This window comes from Paenibacillus sp. S28, assembly GCF_016624415.1.
Lineage (GTDB): Bacteria > Bacillota > Bacilli > Paenibacillales > Paenibacillaceae > Paenibacillus_AQ > Paenibacillus_AQ favisporus.
The window spans coordinates 76483-96442 of the sequence record NZ_JACVTM010000020.1 but is presented as its reverse complement, the minus strand read 5'-3'; the positions used below and the strand labels follow the sequence as shown (position 1 = coordinate 96442).

Annotated in this window: 17 protein-coding genes; 12 read left to right on the top strand and 5 right to left on the bottom strand. The window is 51.0% G+C overall.

Annotated features, from left to right (window positions below; all coding sequences use genetic code 11):
• Positions 1-181: 181 nt before the first annotated feature.
• Positions 182-1363 (bottom strand): MGDG synthase family glycosyltransferase, encoded by a 1182-nt coding sequence (locus tag IAE55_RS29945; protein WP_200634670.1) that lies wholly within the window; start codon positions 1361-1363, stop codon positions 182-184.
• A 367-nt stretch (positions 1364-1730) separates the two neighbouring features.
• Positions 1731-2279 (bottom strand): TetR/AcrR family transcriptional regulator, encoded by a 549-nt coding sequence (locus tag IAE55_RS29940; protein ID WP_186381916.1) that lies wholly within the window; start codon positions 2277-2279, stop codon positions 1731-1733.
• A gap of 145 nt (positions 2280-2424) precedes the next feature.
• Between IAE55_RS29940 and IAE55_RS29935 the strand changes: the two genes are divergently transcribed.
• The gene (locus IAE55_RS29935) at positions 2425-3189 is read left to right on the top strand and encodes an SDR family oxidoreductase (RefSeq protein WP_076164369.1); all 765 of its coding nucleotides are present in this window, start codon (positions 2425-2427) and stop codon (positions 3187-3189) included.
• A 33-nt stretch (positions 3190-3222) separates the two neighbouring features.
• Here the strand turns inward: IAE55_RS29935 and IAE55_RS29930 are convergent, their stop codons facing one another.
• On the bottom strand, positions 3223-3423 hold the full coding sequence (locus tag IAE55_RS29930; protein WP_200634669.1) for a hypothetical protein: 201 nt from the start codon (positions 3421-3423) through the stop codon (positions 3223-3225).
• Between the two features lie 228 nt (positions 3424-3651).
• Between IAE55_RS29930 and IAE55_RS29925 the strand changes: the two genes are divergently transcribed.
• Positions 3652-6054: a YcdB/YcdC domain-containing protein gene (locus IAE55_RS29925; protein ID WP_105442502.1), complete on the top strand. Its 2403-nt coding sequence runs from the start codon at positions 3652-3654 to the stop codon at positions 6052-6054.
• Positions 6055-6150: 96 nt separating this feature from the next.
• Here IAE55_RS29925 and IAE55_RS29920 read toward each other — a convergent pair whose 3' ends face one another.
• Positions 6151-6720 (bottom strand): TIGR00730 family Rossman fold protein, encoded by a 570-nt coding sequence (locus IAE55_RS29920; protein ID WP_089547749.1) that lies wholly within the window; start codon positions 6718-6720, stop codon positions 6151-6153.
• A gap of 234 nt (positions 6721-6954) precedes the next feature.
• On the opposite strand from IAE55_RS29920, the gene IAE55_RS29915 reads away from it, so the two are divergent.
• The 3 genes from IAE55_RS29915 to IAE55_RS29905 all read left to right on the top strand — a co-directional run bounded on the left by IAE55_RS29915 (position 6955) and on the right by IAE55_RS29905 (position 9672).
• Positions 6955-7335: a potassium channel family protein gene (locus IAE55_RS29915; protein ID WP_200634668.1), complete on the top strand. Its 381-nt coding sequence runs from the start codon at positions 6955-6957 to the stop codon at positions 7333-7335.
• Positions 7336-7482: 147 nt separating this feature from the next.
• Positions 7483-8877: a protoporphyrinogen oxidase gene (locus IAE55_RS29910; protein ID WP_200634667.1), complete on the top strand. Its 1395-nt coding sequence runs from the start codon at positions 7483-7485 to the stop codon at positions 8875-8877.
• A 252-nt stretch (positions 8878-9129) separates the two neighbouring features.
• The gene (locus IAE55_RS29905) at positions 9130-9672 is read left to right on the top strand and encodes an HXXEE domain-containing protein (protein ID WP_200634666.1); all 543 of its coding nucleotides are present in this window, start codon (positions 9130-9132) and stop codon (positions 9670-9672) included.
• Positions 9673-9776: 104 nt separating this feature from the next.
• On the opposite strand, the gene IAE55_RS29900 is transcribed toward IAE55_RS29905, so the two are convergent.
• The gene (locus IAE55_RS29900; protein ID WP_200634665.1) at positions 9777-10802 is read right to left on the bottom strand and encodes a hypothetical protein; all 1026 of its coding nucleotides are present in this window, start codon (positions 10800-10802) and stop codon (positions 9777-9779) included.
• Between the two features lie 312 nt (positions 10803-11114).
• Here IAE55_RS29900 and IAE55_RS29895 point away from each other — a divergent pair, with 312 nt between their 5' ends.
• The 7 genes from IAE55_RS29895 to IAE55_RS29865 all read left to right on the top strand — a co-directional run bounded on the left by IAE55_RS29895 (position 11115) and on the right by IAE55_RS29865 (position 19908).
• Positions 11115-11645: a sigma-70 family RNA polymerase sigma factor gene (locus IAE55_RS29895; RefSeq protein ID WP_200634675.1), complete on the top strand. Its 531-nt coding sequence runs from the start codon at positions 11115-11117 to the stop codon at positions 11643-11645.
• A gap of 101 nt (positions 11646-11746) precedes the next feature.
• Complete coding sequence (locus IAE55_RS29890; RefSeq protein WP_200634664.1) at positions 11747-12178, top strand: NUDIX domain-containing protein; 432 nt, start codon at positions 11747-11749, stop codon at positions 12176-12178.
• A gap of 187 nt (positions 12179-12365) precedes the next feature.
• Positions 12366-12995, top strand: coding sequence for a hypothetical protein (locus IAE55_RS29885; RefSeq protein WP_105442508.1), 630 nt, complete (start codon positions 12366-12368; stop codon positions 12993-12995).
• Positions 12992-16147 carry an ATP-binding protein gene (locus IAE55_RS29880; protein ID WP_234489968.1) on the top strand — a complete coding sequence of 1052 codons (3156 nt, stop codon included), beginning with the start codon at positions 12992-12994 and terminating at the stop codon, positions 16145-16147. The genes IAE55_RS29885 and IAE55_RS29880 overlap by 4 nt, the downstream gene beginning before the upstream one ends.
• Complete coding sequence (locus IAE55_RS29875; protein ID WP_076164392.1) at positions 16147-16797, top strand: response regulator transcription factor; 651 nt, start codon at positions 16147-16149, stop codon at positions 16795-16797. The genes IAE55_RS29880 and IAE55_RS29875 overlap by 1 nt, the downstream gene beginning before the upstream one ends.
• Positions 16798-17014: 217 nt before the next feature.
• A complete protein-coding gene (locus IAE55_RS29870) occupies positions 17015-18457 on the top strand; it encodes a hypothetical protein (protein ID WP_200634663.1) in 1443 nt (480 codons plus the stop codon).
• 5 nt (positions 18458-18462) lie between these two features.
• On the top strand, positions 18463-19908 hold the full coding sequence (locus IAE55_RS29865; RefSeq protein WP_200634662.1) for a hypothetical protein: 1446 nt from the start codon (positions 18463-18465) through the stop codon (positions 19906-19908).
• Positions 19909-19960: the final 52 nt, after the last annotated feature.

Genomic DNA, 19960 nt, shown 5'->3' with positions numbered 1-19960 from the left:
AAACGCGGTCTGTCTTCTTTGAAGGTACGTCGATAGACGTTTTTCTTAAGAGATCAGAAAGTATAGGATTCGGAGCCTCCGCTTCCGGATCTCGCAAGAAAAACTTCAGCTAAACGCGGTCTGTCTTCATTGAAGGTACGTCGATAGACGTTTTTCTTATGATCGTAAGCACGGATCAGCGTTACATGCTGGCCCAGAGACTGCGCCGCAGCTCCGCCGGTCTTGAACCGGCCGTGCGTGCGTTCAGCAGTTCTACGAGCTCCTCCGCGCACCGCTCCGGCCGGTAAACCTCGCGTGGAGCGGAATGGTACGGGCTCATGCGGAAGCCGTGCGGTGCGGCAGCGGTACCGCCGGTGCTGATGGCATGCAGCCACCGGTCCAGGACAAGCGGGCTCAGGACTTCACCATAGCCGCCGCTGACAAAATATTCGCAGTTTTTCTCCTCTTGGCCCGGAATGGACTCACAGAACAGCATGGGCAGCCCTTTGGCCATCGCTTCGGTGCAGGTCATCCCGCCCGGCTTTGTAATGAGCAGGTCGGAGGCATCCATCCATTTGCTGACTTCCTTCGTCTGCCCGATCACAACGATATTCGGATGCGAGAATGCGGGCGAGCTCTTTAACTTGGTTAGCAGCTTCTGGTTATTCCCGACACAGAACACGAGCTGTACGCGATCCTTCCATTGGGCGAGCTGGTAGAACAGCTCCTTGTTTGCGACCAATCCCCAGCCGCCGCCCATAATGAAGACCGTCGGCATGTTTTTCAGCTTCAGCTTCCGCCTTACCGCCGCTTTATCTTCCTTCGTCCAAAACGTCGGATGGACCGGGATGCCGGTTACGTTCACGCTGTTTGGATGAACCCCGCGTTTCAACAAAATCCGGCGGACGGATTCCGTCGATACGAGGAACTGGTCCACCTGACGGTTCATCCAGGAGCCGTGTGCGTCGTAATCGGTAATGACCGTGCAGAGCGGAACGTCCAGTCCGGAAGCCTTCAGCCGTCCGATAATTGCGCTGGGGATCGGATGGGTGCAGACGATGAGGTCGGGTCTCAGCTGACGGATCACATCAGCCGTATGATTGTAGAACAATTTATGGAGCGCCAAAGCGGTCAGACGCTTCAGCGGTTTGTCATGCTGTTTTCGATAAAGCATGCCGACAAGGGCCGGATTGGTGCTTACCGTGAGACGGTAGGCTGACAAGATCCATGGAGCTACGGTAGGATTCAGAAAAGAGCCAAGCTCGATCACCTTGGTATGGACATTGGGTTGAATTTCCTTCATGCCAGCAGCCAGCGCATAACCCGCCTGGGTATGACCGCTGCCGAATCCCTCGGATAATATGAGTACACGCTTCTTTTGCACGATTGTTCACCTTCTACCTAGATTAATTTCGGGCTTCGCTAGAGAGCGGCCCTCGTTTCTATAAAAAAGTTTGCTTATGTTATAAGTGGGTAAGCTTATGTAATGAACCTGCTATAGTAACAGTGTATGCTTTCATGCGTTCAAACAAAACGGCCCGTGGACCAGTCTCAAACTGGACTTAAGTCGGGGGGCGCTGCTCACGATCCACTTCACTGCCGTTGACCAGTGACATCATATTCATTAGACGCTTGAGAGCCACGGCAGCCCTGCAAATGGATTATAGAAACTGGATTCATAGGTTCGTGATCAAGTTCGGCTAGCATGCATTGAGAATGGTGCAGAAGGGGAAAAAGGTCGGTCCTGCTGGTTACGCCTCCGGCCGATTCAGCGGATACAGCGCAGCGCGCGTAAGCCATAGGGCCATCTCCTCAGCCGTCTCTTGCATTTGATGGTTCAGCCAATAGTAGATGAGCCCCATCATCCCGCCGGAGGAGAAGGAAGCCTGGAGCGCGTCTGTGGTGAAAGCGAGCAGTTCGCTCTTGATCACCTGGTCCAGCTGGACAGGGAAATCCTTGACATTCATCATGATGGTGTAGAATGCCGCATGCTGACGGATATGCTCAAACAAGGCCACGGCTGAAGAAATCGGTTTACCGGATTCCTCATATTCCTTCCTGGCCGACTCATGGGTATAGGAAGGATTGCGCATCGCGCTGCGAAGCGCCGTAAGAATGCCGGATGCAGTTTGGTTCAGCAGGTCATCCTTGTCGTAATAATGAAGATAGAAGGTCGAACGGTTCACGCCCGCTTTTTCCACAATGTTGCGGATGGTGATCGAAGCGTAGTCCTTTTCCGCCATAAGGCTGATTAAAGCCTCGGATAGGTAGTGCTGGGTGTAGGTGACTCGTTTGTTCATATATCTAATATCCTCCAAATGATATTGAAAACGCTGTAAAATAGACATTTTCGGCCAGATTGACGTTTGATCGCCAAATTGGACGGGCGCTATAATGATTATAGACAATGTGTTGTCTAATTCAAAGGTTGGAGGTAGGTTGGTCATGAAGCTACAAGACAAAGTAACGGTTATTACAGGTGCCGGATCAGGAATGGGAAAGGAAATGGCTCTTTTATTCGCTAAGGAAGGCGCCAAACTGGTTCTCGCTGATATCTCCCAGGCCTCTCTTGACCAAGTCGTTGCGGAAATTCAGCAGCAGGGCGGTACCGCAGTTGGGGTCATCGCGAATGTTGCCAAGGAAGAAGATGTGCAGAACATGATCGATACCGCAGTGAATCAGTACGGATCGCTGGACGTTCTGGTCAACAATGCGGGAATTATGGATAAAATGGTGGCAGCGGCCGAAGTGACCGACGAACTGTGGGAGCGTGTCTTCGCCGTCAATACGACAGGCCCGATGCGGGCAATCCGCAAAGCGCTTCCCATTATGGTCAAGCAGGGAAAAGGCGTCATCGTCAATACGGCATCCGTCGGCGGATTGTTTGGCTCCCGGGCTGGGGCAGCTTATACGGCGTCCAAGCATGCCGTGATTGGTTTGACCAAAAATGTCGGCTACCAGTACGCGAAGCTCGGCATTCGCTGCAACGCGATCGCCCCGGGCGGGGTGGAGACCAACATTATGTCAGATACGCCTAGTATGGATATGAACGCGCTTGGCGTGCAGCAAGCGATGGCCGGCATGGGCGTGAATCCAAGAACCGGCAAGCCGGATGAAATCGCGAAGGTCGCTTTGTTCCTCGCCTCGGACGATTCCAGCTTTGTAAACGGTACGGTCATTACAGCGGACGCCGGCTGGACGGCTTATTAATCCCGCTTCGTCCCGGATGGTTCGATTCATCCGCTAAATGTATACTTTCTGATTTCCTATTAAAAAAGCGCCGTCGTCCGTGCCTTTGCGGCACCACGATCGGCGCTGTTCTGCTTTCTTATTGCTGACTACCTGTGTCATCGGCTTGCGGCTCCAGGAATTGCGTCCCCCGAGAACCGGATCGCTGGAAACCTTTTGCGGCTTCCCGGAATCGATCGTCTTCATTCTTTTCATCTGTAGATTCCTCCATCGTTATCATGTTCGCCCGGAAACGGGTGTCTAACTTCACGGCAAATCAAAGCTTCCGGCGTTCAACTGATTATAGCATAAACGGACTTTCTGCTTAGCACAAGATGCTGCGGTACAAAAATTTTCCTGAAAAATCCAAAGTGGAGGCCAATTCTCTAACGTCCCATGTTATAATCAAAATGGTTTATATTGGTATAACAGGGAGGAAGAAGGATGGACGAACAACAACATGCCGCGGGCATGCCAAAAAATCAGGCAAAGGAGAGGAGCTTAAGAAACACATCTGTAGCCAAAAAGGTGCTTGCAGGCACACTTGGACTCAGTCTGCTGCAGGTGCCCTTGTTGGCATCAGCGGATACAGCCAGCGGGACTTCCGTTGTGAAGGATTCCGTAGTATCAGCGTCCCAGGACAGCGGCTCCACAGCCTCGAAGGGACTCAATCCGGCCGACGCCAAAATTACGAAAGCCCAAGCGGAATCGCGTATTAGGTCTTTGTTTCCTGAATTGAAAGATGCAAAGCTGAACGGAGTAACCTATGGTGAGCAGAACGTGTACCCATCCAACACGAAGAAGGTATGGGAGCAGAATTGGACGATTCAACAGGGGAACCACTCGATGGGCTTCAGTACCGAAGTGGATGCGATTACAGGAGATATTCTCAGTTATAGTTATCCATATATGTACCCGTTAGACGATTCCAACACAGCCTATTACCCGCCGGCGGTTTCCGAGCAGGAAGCTCAGAAAATCGCCGAGGCGTTTATACCCAAAGCGGCTCCTTCCATTAAAGCAGGTACGATGAAACCGTCAAACCAGTATCTCTATTCTTCCAGCAAGGCTTTGTTCGGACCGGTTCAGTATTCATTTTCTTACACGGTTGACGTCAATGGGATTCCTGCCGACAACGAGTATGTGAGCCTGGACGTGGATGGCAACGGAAATATCGTCCGCTTTAACCGTAATACTTACCAGGGAAATTATCCGGCGGCGAAAGCAGCCATCAGCAAGGACGATGCTGAGAAGAGACTTGAGCAGGGCTTGTCCGTAACGCTAGCGTACATACCGTCTACCTCGCTGTACGATACGTCTGCCAACCGGGAATGGAAGATCGGCTATGTTCCAGACCGGACATTGGAGCCGATGGATGCCAATTCCGGAAAGCGGATCGATACCATTTTTGGTAAGGATTTGGAAGGCCCAAGCCAAGCGGTTAGCTATACCGCTTTAAAGGCTTCCGGTAAAGTATTCACCCCGAACAAAGGCGGACAACTGACTTCGGACGAAGTGCTGCAGCGGCTTCAAGGCATTGCCCCGGGCCCGGATTACCAGATCCAATCAAATCTCAGCAATTATTGGGGCGGCACCGGTAAGCAAGTTTGGAGCTTGAACTGGAACAAAAGAACTGCCGGAATAAACCGCGATGACAGCAAGTACGCGTACGTGGACGCCGACACAGGGCAGCTGCTGAGCTACCATGAGTTTCAGTATCCGGATGCCGAACCGGCTAAAGCTACCGCTCCGTCCGTGACAGAAGCCCAGGCACAAGCGAAAGCCATTGAGCTGGTGCTGGCCCATTATCCGAATGCTGCCGAAGTTTTGAAGCTGTCAGATGCCAAAACATTGAATCCGGCATCGAAGACGGTTTACCAATTTGTGTTCCAGCGTTTCTACAAGGACTTGCCTGTTAACGGAATGACGGTGAGCGTCTCCATCGACGGCAGCGGCAAGTTGGTAAGCTACAATGCGGATACCTACCTGTCGGATAAAGATATCAAAGCGTTGGACAATCTGACAGCAAAAGTTGAAGCGAAAGACGCACAGCAGCGCCTGCTGGACGATCTCAGCGTGGAGCTGCGGTACATCAGCAGCGGCGGCTACACAGTGGATAACACGTACGTGGAGCCGGCTGTTCGATTGGCGTATGTTCCAACGCTGAACGGAGACCGGAACGTAGGATATATCGATGGGGTTACAGGGAAAACCGAAGCATCAAGTCTGCTGCCCGTTTCGAACAAGGACAAGAGCGCTGCGCTTCCGAGCGATGCGGCAAACCACGCGGCAAGCAAGGATTTGGCGACGCTGCTCGAATACCGCGTGTTGTCGCCTGGTGAAGATGGCTTGCTCCATCCCGATGCGGAGCTGACTTTGGGGGACTGGATCCAAATGATGGCAAAAGGGGTTTACCCGGATCAAAACTATTATGGGGGCCAGTATCAACCAGTCTTCACCGACGTTCCAGCCGACAGTCCGATCGCGGGAGCGGTACAGCTATTCACGGATAAAGGCTGGCTGAAAGACTTGAAATCCTCGGAGCTGCATCCGGAGCAGAAGCTGACCCGTGAAGCGGTGGCCACCAGCCTGACCACGGCTCTGCATTACAACCGCCTGTCCAAGTTCTTCCAGCAGGATGCACAGGCGTTGTCCCTCTCCGACGCGAATACGATCCAGGACAAAGGCGCTGTTGCGCTTATGTTGAAGCTCGGACTGATGGACGCCGCGGGGGGTAAATTCGACCCGGCGAAGCCGGTCACCAAGGCTGAAGCGGCGACCATTATGGTCCGCTTGGCACATCTCCAAAGCAAAGTGGATACCCCGCTTAACCAAAGACGATACTAGTCGTTTTACGTGATCGAGCCTGGGATTGCCATTACCCGGGTTGCCTCTTGAACAACAGCCGCAGTCTCCGGACTGCGGCTGTCTGTATGTTAAGGCTTATTTAACATAACTTTTAACGGCAGGGGCTTCATATTTACTCATCATGTCCAGCAATACAGACACATTTGGCTCAATGATGGCCATAGATTGGTACTGCGGCTGCATGAACTGTTCCCGTACCATATGCTCAAACAGGGAGATCATCGGATCGTAATAACGATTCACGTTCAGCATGCCAATGGGCTTGCGGTGAATGCCGATCTGGGCCCACGTGAACGCCTCGAAAAACTCCTCCATCGTGCCCGGTCCACCCGGAAGCACGAGGAATGCGTCGGCGAGCTCCGCCATTTTAAACTTCCGGTCATGCATCGTGCCGACCACGTGAAGCTCGGTCAACCCTTGATGCGAAATTTCCCGGTCTACCAGCACCTGTGGAATGACGCCGATGGTCTGCCCGCCTTCAGCAATGACCGTATCGGCCAGTACGCCCATGATCCCTACGCTGGATCCCCCATAAACCAGGGTTAACCCGCGGCGTACCATTTCTTTGCCCAGCTCGACTGCCGCTTCCCGATACGCCGGCGACGCACCGTAACTTGATCCGCAATACACAGCTAAATGTTTCATAACATAACTCCCTTCCTACGAGCCTTCTCTGTTTAGGTCTTTTTCATTATAAATGATTTTCCGGACCCATGGTCGTGAAAATCTCCTGCGTTAGGTTAAGCCAAAGTAAAAAACGCTACCCCAAAGTTCGTGCTCAAGTCACGGTTTATTGGATGGAAAAGGGGGAATATTAAGGGAGAATCACCACCCGAACGCGGACTCATTTACCAATATCTATGACAAGGCGGAACGACCATGATATCCTTTGTCTTGACCTTGAAACGGCTGCTGACCGGACTGTTTCATGCGTTTAAACTGAAAAATTTCCAGGTTTTCTTTGTCTTAATTGTTCTGTTGCTGGTTTCTGGCACGATTTTTTATACTACGGAAGAAAACTTAGCTATCATAGACGCACTGTATTTCTGTATCACGACGCTGAGTACGGTAGGTCATCCGGACTTCATGCCCAAGACGGGACTCGGCAAAATTTTTACGATGATTTACATCGTTGTGGGCACCGGCGTCTTTATGGGGCTGCTCAGTTATGTCGCTTACGGGGTCGTTCAAAGCAATCAAAAGGACGGCGATATTGATACGGAACGTGACCGTTTTAAGAAGAAGGCTAAGCATAAATAATATGAAGCAGGCGAAAATCTCCGCGGGATTCCGCGGTTTTTTTGTACGATTAACGTCACGAATGAGGAAGTCCGGGTACGAAGCACTATGTTATAATTTACGGGAAGGTTGAACATGCAGTCATCTTGGAAGCAGGAGTGAAGCGTCTTGAAAACAGTCGTCATTATCGGCGGGGGGATTACGGGGTTGTCGGCCGCGTATTATTTGCGCCGGACCTTAAATCAATACAGCGGGCAGACGGAGCCGGCGAACATCATTCTCGTTGAAGCGGAACAGACGCTGGGCGGAAAAATGCGGACCGTATACGACGGCGGTTTTACGATGGAATCCGGCGCCGATTCGATCGTGACCCGGAAAACGAATGTGGCTCCGCTGATTCAGGAACTGAACCTGGCGGATCAGGTCGTCTATAATGCGACGGGAATTTCCTACATCTATACGGACGGCAGGCTGAAGCAGATACCGAAGGATGCCGTTTTTGGGATTCCGACCAGCATCGAATCGCTTGCCACAACCGAGCTGGTATCCGCGGAGGGCAAGGTGGAAGCCCTGAAAGACCTGTATACCCCCAATGAGCATTTCACAAAAAATGATTCGGTCGGTGCGTTTCTGGAAGCCTTTCTTGGAAAGGAGTTCGTGGAGAAGCAGATCGCGCCCGTCTTGTCAGGCGTTTATTCAGGTAAACTGAGCGATTTGACGATCGCATCAACGCTGCCTTACTTGATCGATTATAAAAACGAATACGGAAGCCTGATCAAAGGACTTTCCGAAAATCGCGCAAAATTTCAAAGCGGCGGGCAAAAAAAGTTCATGTCCTTCCAAAACGGTGTTTCAGCGTTGATTGATGCCTTAGAGCAGCAGCTGACCGGAACGGAGATCGTGAAGGGGGTACGGGCCGAATCCGTGGCTAAGGATGGAAGCCGTTATGCGGTGACGCTGGCAGACGGCCGCGTGATTGATGCTGACTATGTGGTGCTCGGCACGATGCACTATGCGGCGCAGCAGCTGCTTGCGGATCCGGTATTGGACCAGGATTTCAACCAGCTGAAGAACAGCTCCATGATCAGCGTATACGTCGGCTTCGATCTTCCGGATGCCGAGCTGCCTGCAGACGGCACGGGCTTTATTACGGCCGATGGCAGCGACATTACGTGCAATGCTTGCACATGGACAAGCCGGAAATGGGAGCATACCTCCCGTGAACGTAAGCTGCTCGTCAGACTCTTTTACAAAAGCAGCAATCCACGCTACGATGAGCTGGTTCAGTTAAGCGAGGGAGAGCTGCTGAACGTTGCGCTGGAAGATATCCGTAAGAGCCTGGGGATTACTGGCGAGCCGGTCACCCACGAGGTCACGAAGTGGCATAATGTGATGCCGAATTATCATATCAAGCACCACAGCATCGTCAAGGAGCTTGAACAGAAAATGGCCGAGCGGTTCCCGAACATCTATCTTGCCGGATGTTCCTATTATGGTGTCGGCATTCCGGATTGTATTGCTAACGGCGAGCAAACGGCATATAAAATCGCTGCACAACTGTAGGCTTAAAAACGATCAAAAAGCGAATACAAGCGAATAGTGCGAGTATGCTAAACAGCCGCCCGAAAGGGCGGCTGTTTTAACGATAGACATGCATCCCATTCCATTTTCCCTGCCAAAGTGATGACTAGGATTCAGCTTTAGCATTGCCCTTCACATCGGAGGCTTGGAAAACGATACGATGCTTGAGCATTATCCCGCCTGGCCCGATAATATATTTAGCGAGACTTTGGCAGAAACGGGGGAGAAGCTTGCATGTTAGAAGCTATCGACGAAGCAGTGAGCATCAATTCGCTCATATGGTTGTTTCTTGCTGCATTTATGATTCACGATTTTGAAGAAATCATTACGGTGGAAGGCTGGATGAGGCGAAATTATGATCAGGTCAGCCGGATCGTCCCTGACCGCGCGGGCCGGATCCTCAAAGATTTCTCTAATATCACCGGTTCCCAGTTTGCAGTAGCCGTATTTTTCGAGTTTATCTTATTCATCCCTTTTACATATTTGGCCGCCGAGCATCGTTGGATGCTTCTGTTTACAGGCTTTAATACGATTATGCTTATCCATGTATTTACGCATGTGGGGCAGAGTATATACCTTCGGAGATATACACCTGGTGTGGTGACCGCGGTGTTGGTTACACTTCCGTATTCAATGTACTTATTTTACCGCCTGCTGGATGCAGGCTTGGTATATGGCTCAGACCTCGCCTGGAGCATCCCCGTTGGTGCTGCTACCGTGCTGCCTGTCGTGTGGATCGGTCATCGGTGTGCGCGGCGGATTGCGCCGAACAGGTAAGGGGGATGGATGACTTTGTTAGGGTATTTTGACCTGAGCATGTTTCGATCTGGCTTATCCGTTCTCTTGCAGCAAAAAAGGAGCCCTAAGGCTCCTGCCGGAGATCAGTTTCGAATGCCGTTCACCGGTGTCATCTGAAGGAAATAAAACTTTCCTTTTTTATTAATCTTTCCGGTAATGGTGGCTGCGCCTTTCTTTGTAAAGATGTATTCGTTCTTCTTGATTTGCACCGAGTACCCTTTCATTTGAATTCCGAACACAGCCTTGGCTTTGGGCTTGATCGCGGACAGGGCCTGGTTTTTGCTGAGAACGGGCTTGGCAAAGGATTTGGCGAAGTCCTGGTCGTTCGTCCAATCCTGGCCGAGTAAATTTTGGATCTCCCAGACCTTACCGGTTTTTGCCCCGATGACGACGTGATTGTTATCATCATCGTCCCGGAAGTTCCAGACAAACTTCTTGTCCCCGGTTTTTTCGCGCAGCACATATTCGAACGGTTTGGTGAGGCTGATGCCCAGCGTTTTAAGGGACTGATTCGCTTTATTGGCAAGCTGTGCTTTGACGGAGGCTAATGAATAAGTCATGCTTGCCGATATTTGGTTCCCTTGATCCAGATCGATGTACAGGCTCTGGTTGTTCCCCCAGAGAACCCAATAATTTCGGGGAGCATTATCCTGGTAAGGGGAGTAAACACGCCAGATAGCTTCTGTTTTGAACTTGTGATCCCTGTCATAGGTTTTCAAGAAGGCAGCCGTTTTATTGGCCAGGGCTGCACCGATAACCGCATTGGTATTCGAAGATTTATAGATGATGCTGGTTGATTCCACCCGTTTCTTTGCCGGATTATACTGCTGGTTAAACTCGGCATCGATTTGACCGCTGAGTTTTCCGTAAATAAACAGGGGCTGGCCGTTAGCATCCTTATCCACGCTCGTAAATTCGATCTTGGTGCTGCCTGAGAGTTTGTTCAGAACTTTTGTCAATTGAGCTTCAACTGCAGGATCCAAGCTTACGGATGATGCTTCGATTTTCGCTTCAGCAGTCATGGATTGGGGGGCCGCATAGATCGGGGCAGCAGACAGCAGCAGCGAAAGGGCGGCGGCCGATAACGTGATCGAACTCCATTTTTTCATTTGTTGTTTTCCCTCCTGTGTCTTGTATCCAAATGGTTTTGGTATTCATGCACTAGACGTCGTTAAATATGAAAATGTTTCAAGATATGGATTTTTTTATAAAGATTTATTGAATTTATAGCTTAAATCAAGGGGAGAAGCTGCTTCGCATAAAAGGAAAGTTCGCTTTCCGATTCTAAATCGCGTAGGAGCGCAAGCTGCAGAAAACGTCTCGGCTGGTTCTTTGTATTTTGTCAAATCCAAATCACGCTTTATGCGGCCGGTCCATCTTAATAATGGTGCTTGAAAAGGAGAGAAAACAACTTGCTGGATATGGTAGTGGAAGTCAAAAAAGCCCAAGAGGGCGATCTCGATACTTTTGTCAAGCTTATACGCCAACTGGAATCACGGCTGTACGGCTTGGCCAAGTCTATTGTGAAGCGTGATGAGGATTGTGCGGATGCAATCCAGGAAACGCTGCTTAAGACATATAAGTCGTTAAATACGTTGAAGAAGCCCGAATTTTTCAATACTTGGATCATCCGGATTTTGATCAACGAATGCAATCAAGTGCTGCGGCTCCGAAAACGAACCATCGTGATGGGTGAGCTTCCCGAAACGAACTACCCTCTAGCTGCTCTTGGCGCAGATCATCAAACGAGCGACCTGCAGGAGGCTGTTGACCGGTTAAACGATACGCTAAGACTGGTTGTGCATTTGTTTTATTATCAGGACCTGTCGGTCAAGCAAATCGCGGAAATCCTTGATATTTCGGAAGGCGCCGTCAGGGCAAGGCTGCATCGGGCAAGGGGCGTGCTTGCGGATTGGATGAAATCAATGAGAATGCACTTTGCAGGGATTTGAAAAACGATAATAATCACTCAGAAACGGTTAGAATAGATCTTTATACAGAAGCATCGTATGGATAAAATAAATGATCCATGCCAGGAAAGGAACATGTTGATATGCCTGCAACATCCGTCGGAGTCATCATCACGAACCGTACCGTATTCCTCGCCTGCCATTCCACGGGCAATACGTTTTACGATCTGCCAAAAGGTATGCCAGAGGAGGGAGAGACACCGGAGCAGACCGCATGCCGGGAAGTCCGGGAAGAAAGCGGACTTAACATTCTACCGGATCAAATCAAGGATTTAGGCGTGTTCCCGTATACCCGAGCCAAAAACCTTCATCTATTTTTATGGGAAACGGAATTTCTCCCTCCGATAGAGGAAATGGCCTGTACCTCTATGTTTATTGACCGATACAGCGGTCAGGCGAAGCCGGAGATAGACGGTTATGAATACATCGGTTTCGATCAAGCCGATAACATGATGACCGCGAATATGGCACGCGTAATCCGTGATGCGGAGCGGCGTATCCGGGAAATGACCTGAGTTTAATCCAGACAACGAAGTCGCCTCTGGCAGGCGGCTTTTTTGCTGCGTGTTCACGTCCTCTGCGCAGCTTTCTGGAGTAATGGTAACACCCGGTTCTATCAAGTTATTGACAATTGTCAGGCTGGGTTTACTATAAACATGGAAGGAAAAAATTAGGTATTTCGTATACCGGCAGGGGGTCTGGATGAAATTGTTAACGGTTACTTATCAAGAAATTGAACCTAAGCTGCAAACGGGGGATATTTTGCTGGCACACGGCGTCGCCAAAGGCAGTCAGCGGATCGAAGAGCTGGAGCATTGTCCATGGTCGCACGTGGCGATGGTGGTTCGGGCGCCGGACGGTGAAGCGCTGCTGTGGGAATCCACGTCACTGGATAATCTGGAGGATACTTGGCTGCATGTCAAGAAATCCGGTCCCCAACTCGTTAAGCTTCGTGACCGCTTGTCTACGGACGTCGGGAACCATTATGACTCGATTTTCGCGATCCGGCAGCTTCATGCTGATCGTACACCGGAGATGCAGGCTATGCTCGATCGCTTCATTGAAGAAGTGCATGGTGCATTTTTTCCCGACAAGAAAAGAATGTATTGGGAAATTATAGAGGGAAAGTTCGGGATAACTTCTTCTTTCCGCGACTTCTTTTGCAGCAAATTGTTAGCTGAAACGTATATTCAGCTCAAACTGCTGTCCTCCACTAAAGCGCCTAACAGTTACGAACCTAGAGATTTCACATCGAAGCATCGTTTGTCATTGCTTGGGGACGCCAGACTCGGCGACGAAATTTACTTGGACGCCTCTTCGTTTCGTGCATGAGTTGGCGTCGCCGCATCAGGGCTGCCGTATTTGCTGTGCTGGTCTTCACTGCAGCCTGGAATCCGGCGGTAATCTCCGCTTCGTCTTCGCTGACTGTGAAGAACGGCGAAATGCAGCTCTCCGGATGGGACTTTAGAAGCGACGGATCCATCGAACTGAACGGGACTTGGGAATTTTACTGGAAGCAGCTCCTCTGGCCGGATGATTTGCAGAGCACAACGTCACCGGAGGTCAGCGGATATGTGGAAGTCCCCGGCTACTGGACGAATCACAGGCTGAACGGATCACCGCTTCCGGCGGACGGCTATGCAACGTACTGTATGGTGATTCGCGGGCTTCACCCGTCGGACGATGTGGCCATTAAACTGCGGAATATGTATTCTTCTTACGCTTTGTGGGTGAATGACGAACTGGAGGCTTCATCCGGACAACCCGGAACGACGCCCGAAAACACATCTCCAAAATATGGTGCCTCCATCGTCGTACCGGTTAAACCCAGCCCGGAAGGGAGCTTGACACTGCTGATCCAGGTGTCCAATTTCACTTATCCCAAGGGAGGAATCAACAATTCTCTCGAGCTGGGAGATGCCCAGCAGCTTCAAAAGGAGAGGTCAGGAGAGCTGGTTCAGGACAGCCTGGTCATCGGGGCGCTGCTTGTCATGGGAGTCTACCATCTGTTCTTGTATGGATTCAGGCGAAAAGATGTTACCCCGCTGTATTTCGGGTTGTTCTGCATGTGCATCGCCTTTCGAACGATGCTGGTCGGTTCGAGATACATTCTGGAGATCCTTCCCGGTTTTTCGTGGGAATGGTTCGCCAAAGCTTCCTATTTAACGGTTTACGTGGGCGAGTTTTTCTTGATCTCATTTATTTATTATTTGTTTCCTCAATATTTGTCGCGTTCCGTTCGACGCGTTACACAAATGTTCACCCTCATCTTGACTTTGCTTGTGCTTACCACGGATATACGGATTTACGATTATTCGCTGCTGCCCTTTGAGATTTATTCGATTGGCCTCGTGCTGTACGCCATTTATGCTTCTTACCGGATCGCCCGTCAGCGCCAGGAAGGGTCTCTGCTGCTCATCCTCGGGTTTAGTTTGATCTTCGTGACCGCACTGAATGATACGCTGAACAGGAAAGGCATTCTGGATACCCCGGCACTGCTGCAATTTGGCGTACTTAGCTTTGTTTTTATGCAATCCCTGCTTATATCCAAAAAATTTTCCCGTGCTTTCTCCCAGGTCGAGAGCTTATCAGAGCGCTTGTTGACGCTGGATAAGCTGAAAGATGAATTTCTGGCCAAAACATCCCATGAACTCCGGACACCGCTGCACGGCATTATCGGACTGGCGGATTCGCTGATCGACGGAAGCTCCGGCAAGCTCCCTCTGCCCGTGATCGAGCTGCTGCGGCTCATGAAAATCAGCGGGCAAAGGCTGGCCCATCTGGTGAACGACATCCTGGATTTCTCCAAGCTCAAACACCAGGAGATTACTTTGCACAAAGTGACGGTGGATTTGCGCCTTGCCGTCGACCTGACCCTTCAAGTCCTTAAGCCTCTGGCAGTAAACAAGGGACTCCATATGGAAAATAAGCTGCCGGATGATCTATATGTAATAGCGGACGAGAACAGGCTCCAGCAAATATTGCATAACTTGATCGGCAATGCCATTGCGTATACGGAATCCGGAACCGTCACGATCACGGGACGCAAGTCGCACGGTCAAGCCAAAATTCAGATCAAGGATTCGGGAATCGGCATTGCTGAGTCGGACTTGTCCCGCATTTTCGAATCGTTTGAGCAGGTCCATCCCATGAACGGTCCTCAGCAGGGCGGAACCGGAATTGGGCTATCTATTACGAAGAAGCTGATTGAACTGCATGAAGGCGAGATTGAAGTGGTGTCCAAATTGGGCGAGGGCTCAACGTTCAGCTTTACGCTTCCGCTGGCGATGCCGCAAACGCCGCGGATACAGCCGAGGACGGCGCTCCCATCACAGGACACCGTGGTGCAGGATCGGCATACGGATTGGAGCATGATCCGGACAACCGCGGAACCCGCGGAAGCCCAGATACATCTGCCTTCAGTGCTTATCGTCGATGACGACCCGATCAACGTCCAGGTGCTGCTGCAATTTCTCGGAGGGAAATATGCGCTTAAGTCAACGGGAAGCGGGCAAGAAGCCGTGGAATGGATCAGGAACGGCTACAAGCCGGACATCGCTCTGCTGGATGTGATGATGCCGTTTGTGTCGGGGCTTCAGGTGGGCCAAGAGATACGCCGGCATTACAATTCCGGGGAGCTGCCGATGATTTTCCTCAGCGCCAAGAGTCAAATGACCGACCTCGTTGCAGGCTTTGAGCATGGCGGCAACGATTATCTTGTGAAGCCGGTGGACAAACAGGAGCTGCTGGCCAGGCTGGAATTGCATCTGCAGCTGGTCCGCTGGAACCAGACCCTGGAGCGCGAGGTTGAAGCAAGAACGATTGAGCTGGAGCATTCGCTTGAGGAGCGGGCAAGAGCGATGTCCGAAGTCTCGGTCCTCGTCGAGCGCAACCGGATTGCCGGTGAAATCCACGATCATGTGGGGCATATTCTTACGGCGAGCATCGTTCAGCTTCAAGCCGGTCTGAAAATGTTGTCCATGAGCGCCCCTGAATCGGTCGACAAGCTGAATCTAGCATCAGAATTGGTTCGCAAAGGGCTCCATGAAATGAGGAAATCGGTACATATGCTGGGCGAGGAAGCAGCGGCCGCATCTTCGTTCCAGGATTCCCTGCTGCAGATCATAGAAGATTCGGAAAAATACGCTGAGGTGACACTGGAGCACATCATTGAAATCACGGATGGCCGTCTGGACCCGCAAGCGGAAAAGCTGATCCGCCATGCGCTGCAGGAAGGAATCACGAACGGCATCAGGCATGGCCGGTGTACGCATTTTCGGTTCGAGCTGGTGGAAGAGGACGGCTCGGTCCGGTTCACACTGGTGAACAACGGCTTGCCATTTGCATCGGATCGGCTTGGTTTCGGTCTGACCATGATGCGGCAAACGATCCGTCGAAGAGGTGGAACCTTCCGGATCGGCACGAATGAAGGTGCAGGCTGCCTATTGGTGCTCACACTGCCAAGTAGAAGGGAGGATCAATGATGTCAAAACTAACGATACTTATCGCAGAAGATCAGACGCTTGTGCGGGAAGGCCTTGAGACCATCCTTAATCTGGAATCCGATATAGAGGTTGTAGCGACAACCGACAACGGCCAAACCGCCTATGAGCTTACTAAGAGCTTGAGGCCGCAGCTTGTGTTGATGGACATCGAAATGCCGGTGATGAACGGGATTACGGCGACCCGGCTGATTAAGGAGTCGAGCCCGGAAACGATTGTTCTGATTTTAACGACGTTTACCAATGAAGATTATATTATTGAGGGTCTTGCCAGCGGAGCGTCCGGCTACCTGCTCAAAGATTTTTCATCCGACAAACTGATTCACTCATTGAAAGAGGCGGTTCGGGGCGAGCTGATGCTGCCCTCCAAGCTGGCCGCCAAGTTTGCTGCCCGTATGCGCACAGCAGCAGCCCCCAGGCAGCCTGGAATCGATTATGGGCTGACCCCGAGGGAGCTTGAGATCGCCAAGCTGATTACGGCACATAAGAACAACCGGGAAATTGCCGATACGCTGTACATCACCGAAGGGACGGTGAAAAACTACATCAGCGTGATTTATGAGAAAATCGGGACGAATGACCGGACCAAGGCCATCCTGCTGCTGAAGCATGCCTTGGAGGCTGTAAACTAAATGAAAATGAACTTCTCACCAGCACCGTTTCCTCTTCAAAGGAAGCGGTGTTTTTTATCTCCATAAGTATATCGGTGAACCAGAATCTCGAACAGTTACTTTCGTCATATCCAGGTCATATGACAAAATGTACACTTCAGTCACTTATCGACAGCAAGGAATGCCCGTTATGATGGAGGCGTTGAGAGCATAACCGAATCGAAGGAGGAATTTAAAAGTGACGACGGTGAACACCCATTTAAACGGAACGGACGCTGGTTCAATCTTTGATCCAAATACGACGGATCCGGATAAGCTGAAAATGCAGGCGGACGCTATGCTGTTCTTATCTGACCTGCAGGTCAACCAGGTGCTGAAGCAGCAGTGGACTTCGCTCTTGGCCAATATCAAATCGAAAATCGACGCGAATCCCCCGGCCGGCAGCGACAAAGAGACCGTATATAAGGAAAAGCTCAAAATCATCAACAACTTTTTGGCGCAAAAAGGGTATGAAACCACTTCAGTGTATGTGCTTGAGCTAACCCGTACCGATTTTTACGAAGACCATTTGAAGGAAAGCGAACCGAATGCGGAGTCCGACCGTTTCGTCCAGGACATCCTGGCGAAGACCGCGCTTCTGGCCGGCTGGCAGGATGCGATGCAAAAGGCAACGGATACCGATACGTCGGCGCCGGATCAATTCCTGGCTCAGCACGGCTATACATGTACCGCGAAGCAGGTCAACGCTTCTTTTAAAGCGATGCGGAATGTAGACATGAAGTTCTGGACAGGTATTTATGGCAATACGGTTATGACCACATCCGACGGCAAAACGGATACGGGACCCGTAGTCATTATTTACGACAGCCTCGACGGGATCTCGATTGGCAGCGATATGCTGGATAAAGACTTGAATAAAGTCACTTACAAGGACGGCGTACTCAGCTGGACGAAGGATGACTTTACGGTGAATCATTCGGGTCAGCTGACATTCAGTCAGGTTACCCGGTCAGCCAAAGACGATAAAGATGCATACGTCGGCAATGAGTTTTTCGGTACGATTACGTATTCCAACAGCGACGGCACCGAAAAGAAGGAAAGCATATTTGGACGGATCGGCAAGCCGCCGGAAGGTTCTTCGGGCAGTCACGACGGAAATCGGAAATCGTGCCCTACTCCGCCATCCGTACAGCTGTCCGTCGTTGATAAAGCGATGAAATACCTCGGTTACTTTATGGCTGCGGTGTTCGTCGTGGATTTCATCGCCTCTGTGCCTAAGCGGTTTAAGGCCATATCGGAATTCGTAGAAAAAATCAAAAAGCCGAACGAACCGAATAAACCGGAAGTCGAGAAGAAGCTCGACAGCACCAAAGAGGAAATCAAGGAATCCAGTGATCCGAAAGCACTCGAGGAGAACGGTTCGTTTGTGGACAATATCGACAATGTGCAGCCGGAAAATTTCAACAATGAGCAGGGACTCGACTTCATTAATAACGAGCAGCTGCCGCCGGCAAGCGATGTTCAGGCGATGGAGCAAGGCATTGAAAACATGAACGAAAACGGAGAAATCAATCAAAACGAGGAAAATGTTCAAGAGGATCCAAATCCGGTTGACGATAAAATTCAAGGCAATGAGGAAAACGAATTTGAGGGCTTAGCTGAGCTGTTTGGGGAGGCGTAATGGTGATGAGCAATAATGCGGTGGCGCAGGACCAGGCACGTTTTTGGCAATTGTTCGTTCAAGCGATATCCGGGCATCTGCCGGGCAGCGATCCAAAAAATTTCATAGCGGCGGCCGGACGGGTGGACTCCCATCTGGGCAGCGAGACTGAAGTTGTCGCTCTGACGGACGCCTATAATGTAGGCAATACGATCCCTTCCTGGGGATTAACGTGGAGCGGCGCGTTTAATAATAAGCTGTTCGATATTTACCAGCAATGGGTCCGGGATATCGTCCCTGCCGGCAGCGGCGATTCGGGAAGCGGCGGCTCGTCTTCCGGCGGGGGATCGGCCGATCCACTGGACACGCAAATCGAAGACCTCCGGTCGAAAATCGCGCTCCTCAGCAGCGACGTTTCCAAAATCAACCAAGGCATCTATTCGGACTGGCTGAACGAAGTTTGTGCGGAGCTCGACTCAACGGGAAAAGCGTGCAGCGTGTATTTTACCAACCCGCCGGATCCGACCTGGGCTAACTTCCGTACCCAGCAAATGGGAACCGAAGATTATAAGGCAAAGGTAGAGTCGCTGCAAACGACATACGGCGCCCTGCTTGGCGGAATGACTGAACAGCTGAACGCTCTGCTGCTGAAAAAGTTCGGACCCGGCTACCAGGAGCTGGCCGATGCGACCGAAGCGGTCGCACTCGCCGATCCTTTTGAGCCTCATTCAGCGGATGAGCTGCAAAAAACGGCTCAGTTCCAAATGACGATCAAGGAGAACGATACGACAGCAAGTGTTCCCCGGTTTAAAACGAGCGAGCTTAAAGACGTCCGGGAATGGCTTATCAAGCAAAATAACATCGCTACGAAGAACGGAGGTCCGCTGTTCGCAGAGCAGGCAAACGTACAAATCGCATTAAATGATCAGCAGCAGACCGAAAGGGACAGCTCATGGAAATTCAGTGCCAACGTGGGCATCCCCATCGACTGGTTCTGGCTTGGCGGAAGCACCAATGATTCCAGATCCACACAGTTTAAAGAGGATTATTCTTACGATATTCTGATCACGTATCAAGATGTGATTACCGTGAATATCAACCCGGGGGATTGGTTCTTCGAAGGACTGCTGTCCACGTATAAGGATTACACCGACTGGCCGCAGGGCAGCGTGTTTGCAGGTAAACCGCTCTGGGGCGAATCCGGACTCATGAATATTGTCGTCAAGGGAGTCGTCCTAGGATACGCGCCTTACTTGAGATTCTCATCTAAAGACTGGACCAACACAACGACGCAAACCCAATGGTCCGCCAAAGCAACGTTTGGCATCGGCCCGTTCAACTTCGAGTCGGCGTCCGCTTCCGGTTCCGACTACAGCTCGATGACGACCCAGCTCCAGGACGGTTTCGAAGTTCGCGATACGAGCGGAATTCCGAAAATCATTGGTTTAATTGTGGATACCCCCAATGGATGATCCATCCACTCCGATACATGCTCCTTTAGCTTCATCCCCGATGCTGGATTCA

Coding starts and splice junctions, on each gene's coding strand:
- IAE55_RS29875 (WP_076164392.1), top strand. CDS start 16,147: ATGTCAAAACTAACGATACTTATCGCAGAAGATCAGACGCTTGTGCGG.
- IAE55_RS29900 (WP_200634665.1), bottom strand. CDS start 10,802: ATGAAAAAATGGAGTTCGATCACGTTATCGGCCGCCGCCCTTTCGCTG.
- IAE55_RS29925 (WP_105442502.1), top strand. CDS start 3,652: ATGGACGAACAACAACATGCCGCGGGCATGCCAAAAAATCAGGCAAAG.
- IAE55_RS29890 (WP_200634664.1), top strand. CDS start 11,747: ATGCCTGCAACATCCGTCGGAGTCATCATCACGAACCGTACCGTATTC.
- IAE55_RS29940 (WP_186381916.1), bottom strand. CDS start 2,279: ATGAACAAACGAGTCACCTACACCCAGCACTACCTATCCGAGGCTTTA.
- IAE55_RS29915 (WP_200634668.1), top strand. CDS start 6,955: ATGATATCCTTTGTCTTGACCTTGAAACGGCTGCTGACCGGACTGTTT.
- IAE55_RS29905 (WP_200634666.1), top strand. CDS start 9,130: ATGTTAGAAGCTATCGACGAAGCAGTGAGCATCAATTCGCTCATATGG.
- IAE55_RS29930 (WP_200634669.1), bottom strand. CDS start 3,423: ATGAAAAGAATGAAGACGATCGATTCCGGGAAGCCGCAAAAGGTTTCC.
- IAE55_RS29885 (WP_105442508.1), top strand. CDS start 12,366: ATGAAATTGTTAACGGTTACTTATCAAGAAATTGAACCTAAGCTGCAA.
- IAE55_RS29895 (WP_200634675.1), top strand. CDS start 11,115: ATGGTAGTGGAAGTCAAAAAAGCCCAAGAGGGCGATCTCGATACTTTT.
- IAE55_RS29880 (WP_234489968.1), top strand. CDS start 12,992: ATGAGTTGGCGTCGCCGCATCAGGGCTGCCGTATTTGCTGTGCTGGTC.
- IAE55_RS29935 (WP_076164369.1), top strand. CDS start 2,425: ATGAAGCTACAAGACAAAGTAACGGTTATTACAGGTGCCGGATCAGGA.
- IAE55_RS29920 (WP_089547749.1), bottom strand. CDS start 6,720: ATGAAACATTTAGCTGTGTATTGCGGATCAAGTTACGGTGCGTCGCCG.
- IAE55_RS29865 (WP_200634662.1), top strand. CDS start 18,463: ATGAGCAATAATGCGGTGGCGCAGGACCAGGCACGTTTTTGGCAATTG.